The 6,557-nt window shown below is 53.0% G+C and carries 9 protein-coding genes and 1 pseudogene; 1 reads left to right on the top strand and 9 read right to left on the bottom strand.

Annotation, left to right across the window (positions count from 1 at the left end; all coding sequences use genetic code 11):
- The 9 genes and pseudogenes from MVK46_RS08735 to MVK46_RS08695 all read right to left on the bottom strand — a co-directional run.
- Positions 1–338: pseudogene (locus MVK46_RS08735) on the bottom strand (NADH-quinone oxidoreductase subunit M); the annotation flags it as partial.
- Complete coding sequence (locus tag MVK46_RS08730; RefSeq protein WP_297536289.1) at positions 335–1,822, bottom strand: proton-conducting transporter membrane subunit; 1,488 nt, start codon at positions 1,820–1,822, stop codon at positions 335–337. The pseudogene MVK46_RS08735 and the gene MVK46_RS08730, both read right to left, overlap by 4 nt.
- Positions 1,819–2,163 (bottom strand): NADH-quinone oxidoreductase subunit K, encoded by a 345-nt coding sequence (locus tag MVK46_RS08725; protein WP_297536288.1) that lies wholly within the window; start codon positions 2,161–2,163, stop codon positions 1,819–1,821. Before MVK46_RS08725 ends, MVK46_RS08730 begins: the two co-directional genes overlap by 4 nt.
- Positions 2,160–2,867: a Na(+)/H(+) antiporter subunit B gene (locus MVK46_RS08720; protein ID WP_297536290.1), complete on the bottom strand. Its 708-nt coding sequence runs from the start codon at positions 2,865–2,867 to the stop codon at positions 2,160–2,162. Before MVK46_RS08720 ends, MVK46_RS08725 begins: the two co-directional genes overlap by 4 nt.
- Positions 2,868–2,869: 2 nt before the next feature.
- Positions 2,870–3,154, bottom strand: a complete 285-nt coding sequence (locus MVK46_RS08715) for a DUF4040 domain-containing protein (RefSeq protein WP_297536287.1) — start codon at positions 3,152–3,154, stop codon at positions 2,870–2,872.
- On the bottom strand, positions 3,151–3,531 hold the full coding sequence (gene mnhG, locus MVK46_RS08710; RefSeq protein ID WP_297536286.1) for a monovalent cation/H(+) antiporter subunit G: 381 nt from the start codon (positions 3,529–3,531) through the stop codon (positions 3,151–3,153). Before mnhG ends, MVK46_RS08715 begins: the two co-directional genes overlap by 4 nt.
- Positions 3,528–3,782 carry a monovalent cation/H+ antiporter complex subunit F gene (locus MVK46_RS08705; RefSeq protein ID WP_297536285.1) on the bottom strand — a complete coding sequence of 85 codons (255 nt, stop codon included), beginning with the start codon at positions 3,780–3,782 and terminating at the stop codon, positions 3,528–3,530. Before MVK46_RS08705 ends, mnhG begins: the two co-directional genes overlap by 4 nt.
- Positions 3,779–4,312, bottom strand: a complete 534-nt coding sequence (locus MVK46_RS08700) for a Na+/H+ antiporter subunit E (protein WP_297536284.1) — start codon at positions 4,310–4,312, stop codon at positions 3,779–3,781. Before MVK46_RS08700 ends, MVK46_RS08705 begins: the two co-directional genes overlap by 4 nt.
- Positions 4,313–4,547: 235 nt before the next feature.
- A complete protein-coding gene (locus tag MVK46_RS08695; RefSeq protein ID WP_297536283.1) occupies positions 4,548–5,048 on the bottom strand; it encodes a regulator in 501 nt (166 codons plus the stop codon).
- A gap of 159 nt (positions 5,049–5,207) precedes the next feature.
- On the opposite strand from MVK46_RS08695, the gene MVK46_RS08690 reads away from it, so the two are divergent.
- Positions 5,208–6,467, top strand: a complete 1,260-nt coding sequence (locus MVK46_RS08690; RefSeq protein ID WP_297536282.1) for a radical SAM protein — start codon at positions 5,208–5,210, stop codon at positions 6,465–6,467.
- Positions 6,468–6,557: the final 90 nt, after the last annotated feature.

The raw sequence follows: 6,557 nt of genomic DNA, 5'->3' as shown, positions 1-6,557 counted from the left end.
CCAGTGTAGCTCATCAGGGCGAAGAGCCACTCGTAGGAGTTCTTTGATGTGCTGGCCATTCCAAAGGCCATCGCAACGCCGACGAGCGAGGCTATAACGGCGAAGTACCATGTTAGTGTGTTCAGCTGGAAGACGAGGTGGAAGCCGCCAACGTTTATCGTCTGGACTATCCCCTCGGTGCCTCTGCTGGTAATCGTTGGGTAGTACTTCACGAGTATCCCGAAGGGTATCACTGCACCAACAACCCCTATTACCTCGCGGAGCACTTTGACGTCGATGACCCAAGCAATGAATCCTGCCACGAGCGGTGCGAAGAGCATGACCATAAGCCAGTTCATGCTCCCACCCCCATCAGGGGAACGTTCTTGATGTACTGCGCAACGTTGAATATGTCAGCGCCGGCCTTCTGGGAGATGCTCCATGCGTAGTTCGGGTAAATTCCTATTGCGATGACGAGTATCGCGAGGGCTATCATTATAATCACCAGGGGAACGCTTTCGCCGACCCTCTCCCCTTCTCCCTCGAACCATATTGCGTGCACGAGCCTAAAGTAATAGACGGCCTCAACGACACTGGCCGCCAGAACCAGGAAGGCCGCCCACGTGTAGCCCACCTGGAGGGTGGCGAGGATTATCCTGAGCTTGCTCCAGAATATGTTGAACAGGGGAACTCCAACAGCCGCCATTGCTCCTATCGTTATTCCAAATGCCGTAGCTGGCATCTTTCTTCCCAGTCCCCTGAAGTTCTCAATGTCCGCTCCTCCGAGCTGTACCGCGACGTAGCCAACGCCGAGGAAGAGGAGGACTTTGATTATTGCGTGGTTGACCATCTGGAAGACTCCGGCATCAACGCCCGCCTGGGTTCCCAGGGCAAAGGCGAGGGCTATGAGTCCAACCTGGCTTATTGACGAGTACGCTATCATCCTCTTGACGTTTCTCTGCCTCAACGCTGAGAACTCCGCCACGACGACGGTGAGGGTTGCCATGACCACGAGGAGCTTGAGGACGTTGTGCCAGGTTCCGACCGAGCTCATGAGGTAGAGAACCCTGGCCATCGCGTAGAGGCCAGCCTTAACGACGAAGGCCGAGAACATGGCCGTTACAGGGTGCGGTGCCGCCTGGTAGGCATCTGGTGCCCAGGCGTTGAGCGGGAACAGCTCCGCCTCTACCGCGAGACCGAAGATTATGAGGGCCAGTCCAACCTGGGCAACGGTCGGGTTGATGTGCCCTGCGAGCTGGGCTATCTGGGCCATGTTGAGCGTTCCCGTTGCTCCGTAGATTAGCGCAACGCCGATTAGGAAGAAGCTTGAACCGATTCCTCCGAGAATCATGTATTTGAGGGAGGCTTCCGCCGCTTCGCCGGTCTTGTTGTAAGCCGTCAGTGCGTAGGCCGTTATGGCCGTTATCTCCATGAAGACGAAGAGGTTGAATATATCGCCGGTCGCTATCATTCCAGTGGCTCCGAGCATCAGCAGGAGGAAGAGCATGGCGTACTTGTCTATTGGCTCGATGGTGACGGCCTTAAAGTTGAAGACAGCCATAAGGAAGCTTACTACGGCGACTATCAGTATGAAAAGTGCCGCGAAGTAGCCTATGTAGAGGTTGATTCCGACCGGAGGCTTCCAGCCACCGGCTATGACTATTATCGGCTTCCCGGTTGAGTAAACCTCTTTAAAGACCCATGCCGCTATACCAGTTTGGATTGCGGTTATCATCAGCACGTACGACTTTATTGCCCTCTTCCCAAGTCCCTTAATTAGGGGAACGAAAAAGGCGCTAAGGAGAGGGATTGCGATGAGGAGTGATGCATACTGTCCGTTCATCCTCTCAACCTCCTTATCTCCTCAACGTTTAGGGTTCCATACCTCTGGTAGAGTATTATGGCGACACTAAGTGCCATCGCGGTTGTGGCAACACCTATGACTATTGCGGTGAGAACCAACGCCTGGGGAATCGGGTCAACGGCTTGGTTTGGACCTATTCCCTCGCTTAGGATGGGTGCGCTCCTTCCGTAGATGTAGCCTATGCTGATGAGGAGCAGGTTGACGCCCGTTTCCATTATGCTGAGGCCTATGAGCATTTTGAGGACGTTCTTCTTGACCAGAACCCCGTAGAGGCCTATGAGCACCAGCGCTATTGAGCCGAAGTAGTATACTGAAATCATTCTTTCACCTCCTCCTTCAGCATGTTGTCTATGATACCGCTCAGCTCCGTGCCGACCTTAATGCCGATTATCGTGTATATTACCGGAATAAAGCCGCCGCTGAATAGTCTGCCGATGTTGTTGTGGCCCCAGCCCCAAGTCTGCCATATCCAGTCGAAGAGGAAGTAGCCGCCTATGGCGAGACCTATTAGGCCGACCACGACGTAGCCCATTCCAACGATGCCCTCCGTCTTCTCAAAGGCTTTGTATGGAATCTCATACATCGTGAACGCCATGTAAAGCAAGAGGAACGCCGTCGCTATGGTAGCTCCTCCGGGGAAACCCCCACCCGGTGTCAGGTGTCCGTGGATGAAGATGTAGGCACCGAAGAGAATCACGAACGGAACAAGGAGCCTTGTTCCCGTGGTTAAAACTACCGAGCCTTCAGTTCTCGCCGTTCTCTTTCTGTTCTTACCCCAGAGAAGCGCTCCGACACCCGTTGATGCTATAAACAGGACCGTTACTTCACCGAGTGTATCGAAGCCACGGTAGTTGACGACGACTGCCGTTACCGCGTTGACCGCTCCCGTCTGTTGCTTGACGTGGTTCAGGTAATACTGGCCAACGAGCATTTTATCCTGCCCGAAGGGAACCCCGGAGAGACCCTGGGCGAGCCAGTAACCTATCACCAGCAGGATGATTATTGCGAGACCCCTTTTGAGGATGCTCACCATCTCACCCACCACCCTGGCCTCTCCTCTTCTTCACTCTCGAACCTCTGGGTTCTCTTTATGGCGAATATGAAGACGGCTCCGCTGAGGGCGGCGCCTATGGCCGCTTCGGTCATCGCAACGTCCGGCGCCTGTAGCATGAAGAACAGTATTGAGGCGAACAGACTGACCGCCGCCATTCCAACCGTTGCCGCAAGGAGGTCGCGCCATTCGACGGCCAGTATGGCGGACAGAATCATAACGCCGACGAGTATGTATGAGATGCAGGCAATGCAGTTCATTCGCTCACCTCCTCAGACTCGGCATTTTCCTTCTGAGCCAGGTGCTCTGCGTATTTGTCAACAACACTCCCGTGCCAGAGGGGGATTCCACGCTTGTATGCGGCCCTTATGAGGGCGTGTGCACTTATTGGGTTCGTTAGAAGCAGGAACGTTGCAACCGTTATTGTCTGGACTATCCACGCCGGGGAGTAGCCCCTGCCGACCGCCCAGAGGCCGGTTCCGACTATAACGCCGAGGCTTCCAAGCGTTGCACTCTTCGTTGAGGTCTGCATTCTGTTGTACACATCGGGCATCCTGATTAGGCCCAGTGCCGACAGGAAGTAGAAGAACGTCCCTATTAGGACAAGAATCTCGCCGATTGCCGAGAGCAAGTTCATAGGCCTCCCTCCAGGTAGCGAGCAAACGCAATAACACCTCCAAACGCTAGGATTGCGTAGACGAGGGCAACACTGATGTAAATCATCCTGCCGTAGTAGAGGGCGAAGAGAACCATCAGTCCGGTTGTTATGGTGGTCATTATATCGACGGCGACCAGTCTGTCAACTGTCGTCGGTCCCCTGAAGACCCTGTAGGTGCTGAGTAGCGTTGCTATCGCAATCAGGGCGAGATAAACGTTAATCCCTATCATCCGAATATCACCTTCAGGAACTTTTCAAAGGGCTTCGTTATGTTCTCAGATGCCCTTTCAACGTGCTCAGAATCGTCCTTGGCGTTGAGAACTTCGTCCGGAACCCAAATCCAGTGGATGAAGTACTCGTCTCCATCGACGTCGAGGGTTATGGTTCCGGGTGTGAGCGTTATAGAGTTGGCCAGCGAGAGCTTTCCGGTGTCGCTGTTGAGAACCGTGCGGCACTTCACGATTCCCGGCCTTATGGGTCTCTTGGGATGAAGGACCCTGTAAGCTACGTCCAAGTTGGCCATTATCATCGCCCACAGGAAGTACGGGATGTAGGCGATGGCGTAGGCGACCCTTTTGGGATGAAGGTTCCTGAGTCCGGCTTTGGTTGCTACGTCATGCGTCAGTGCCGCAACTATAACCGAAAACACGAAGCCTATCAGCAGTTCCTGGGGGTCAAGGCTTGCGGTTAAAAACAGCCATATAACAAACAGCACGATTACCATGTAGACGAACTTGCTGGCTCGACTTGCTTCTTCCATACTCAACCCTCCGGAGGTTGGTGACTGTCATTCACAGTGACTATTGGAGGTTTTCAACCATAACTTATAAACCTTACCTGAGAAGAAGAAAGGTTTAGAACTTTTGGTTGAAATAGGGGTCCCTAATTTGCCCCATGATTCAAAGAAGCGTTCATTGACGTTCGTTCTTCGATAGAAGGTAACAAATTCTCTGGACTTCAATCAGAAAAATATTGCAAAAAATTCGGCAAAAGGGTCAGTATATAGAAATGCGCTTAACGCCCTCAAGTTTTGAGAGCTCGTTGATGAGGTCACCGGGTATCGGCTTCTCCGTGATTATGGTAAGGGTTGCCTCGGGGTACAGCTCCGGGTCCTCCGCAACGACCTGGACTATGTTTATGTCCCTTTCCGCTATCTTCTGGGCAATCTTGGCGAGTATCCCTATTGCCCTCGGCTCCGGTTCAATCTCGATAACGCCGTAGCCGACGTGTCTGCCCACGTACTTCATGTGAACCGTTGGCTCGAGGTTGGTGTATATGTCCTTGAGCTCGGGAATCTTTAGAATCATTGCAACGGTTTCCTTGACCACCCTTCTGTCAACGTCCAGAGCCTTCGCTATCTTGGTGTAGGGAACCTCAATGTCACCAGCTTTAATCTTCATGTCCTCGGATACCCTCAGGCCGTACTTCAGGAGGGTCTTGGCGATTTGCTTTCTGACCGGATACTCGTCAAAATAATGTTCAATTTTCCCCCACATGGGCTATCACCCACTTAAGTTCATCGATAGACTCTTTAATCCAACAATATTAAAATGTTTCCATGCCCGCATGTCTTCACCCGGAGTGATTTAAAAATTTTAAGATGGTCACTTTATCCAGCAACGGGTTTTTAAACCGAGGTGTAGCGAGAAACGACGATGATAGAGGTTCGGCTTCCCCACGTTACCTTTGAAGACTTGGGCGATTCAATCCGTTTAATCTGGCGCGAGACCCTCTACGCGGACTTCCCGAAGCGGGAGCTTGAAAGGGTGATACAGAAGAAGTACCGCGTTTCCCCTGAGGTGTGGGTTAGGGATGGGGTTCTCGTCGTGAACACGGATTACAAGAAAATTGAAGGGTTCATAGCCCTCTACCTTCAGAGCAACCTTGGCTCGCTCCTGCGGAACAGATACACGAATAGAAAGGTCATTTACATCCATGAAGCTATGGAAATTCCCCTCCTCGGATACAACGCCTTCGGTTTGATAGACAGGGGAACCAATCTCATTCAAATCAGGGGTGTGAGCGGCTGTAACCTTAGCTGTATCTTCTGCTCCGTTGATGAGGGACCGTACTCGAGAACCAGAAAGCTCGACTACGTCGTTGATGTGGACTACCTCATGAAGTGGTTCGACGACATCGCGAGGATAAAGGGTAAGGACCTGGAGGCCCATCTCGACGGGCAGGGTGAACCCCTTATCTATCCCTTCCGCGTTGAACTCGTCCAGGCCTTAAGGGAGCACCCGAACGTCTCGGTAATCTCAATGCAGAGCAACGGGACGCTTCTCAACGACAAGCTCGTCGAGGAGCTGGCTGAGGCGGGCCTCGACAGGGTGAACCTCTCCATTCACTCCCTCGACCCGGACAAGGCGAAGATGCTCATGGGGATGAAGAACTATAATCTGGAGCACGTCCTTGAGATGGCGGAGGCGCTCGTGAACGCGGGAATAGACGTCCTCATCGCCCCGGTCATAATCTTTGGAATCAACGACGACGAGGCGGAGGCGTTCATAGAGTTCGCGAGGAAAATCGGTGCCGGAAAGCGCTGGCCGGCCCTCGGCTTCCAGAACTACATTCCCTACAAGTTCGGCAGGAACCCGGTCATAGCCAAGACCGTTCCCTTCAAGGAGTTCTACGCCTGGCTGAGAAGGCTTGAAGAGAAGACCGGCATGAGACCCCTCGTCCTGAAGCCGAGCCACTTCGGGATGGAGAAGCGCGAGTTCCTCCCCCTCGCATTCAGGCCCGGGGAGGTCGTAAAGGCGGAGGTCGTCCTTCCTGGCAGGATTGAGGGTGAAATGCTCGCAAAAGCCCGGAACAGGCTTATCGAGGTCGTGGGAACGAAGGCAGAAGTCGGGGACAGAATCAAGGTGAGAATCGTGAGGACGAGGCACGGTATCTACATAGGAACTGAGGTTTAGGAAAACTTTTTAAAGTAATTAATTATACCATCAAAGGGTGGGGTTGATGAAACGCGCTCTTTTAGTGTTAAGTGTTGCAGCGTTGCTCGT

It is taken from the genome of Thermococcus sp., assembly GCF_027066465.1.
Taxonomy (GTDB): Archaea; Methanobacteriota_B; Thermococci; order Thermococcales; family Thermococcaceae; genus Thermococcus.
This window is presented reverse-complemented; position numbering and strand designations above follow the sequence as displayed.

Bases quoted from the DNA above. Each gene is read 5' to 3' on its own strand.
- MVK46_RS08730 (WP_297536289.1), bottom strand. From the start codon at position 1,822: ATGAACGGACAGTATGCATCACTCCTCATCGCAATCCCTCTCCTTAGC.
- MVK46_RS08725 (WP_297536288.1), bottom strand. From the start codon at position 2,163: ATGATTTCAGTATACTACTTCGGCTCAATAGCGCTGGTGCTCATAGGC.
- MVK46_RS08715 (WP_297536287.1), bottom strand. From the start codon at position 3,154: ATGAACTGCATTGCCTGCATCTCATACATACTCGTCGGCGTTATGATT.
- mnhG (WP_297536286.1), bottom strand. From the start codon at position 3,531: ATGAACTTGCTCTCGGCAATCGGCGAGATTCTTGTCCTAATAGGGACG.
- MVK46_RS08705 (WP_297536285.1), bottom strand. From the start codon at position 3,782: ATGATAGGGATTAACGTTTATCTCGCCCTGATTGCGATAGCAACGCTA.
- MVK46_RS08700 (WP_297536284.1), bottom strand. From the start codon at position 4,312: ATGGAAGAAGCAAGTCGAGCCAGCAAGTTCGTCTACATGGTAATCGTG.
- MVK46_RS08695 (WP_297536283.1), bottom strand. From the start codon at position 5,048: ATGTGGGGGAAAATTGAACATTATTTTGACGAGTATCCGGTCAGAAAG.
- MVK46_RS08690 (WP_297536282.1), top strand. From the start codon at position 5,208: ATGATAGAGGTTCGGCTTCCCCACGTTACCTTTGAAGACTTGGGCGAT.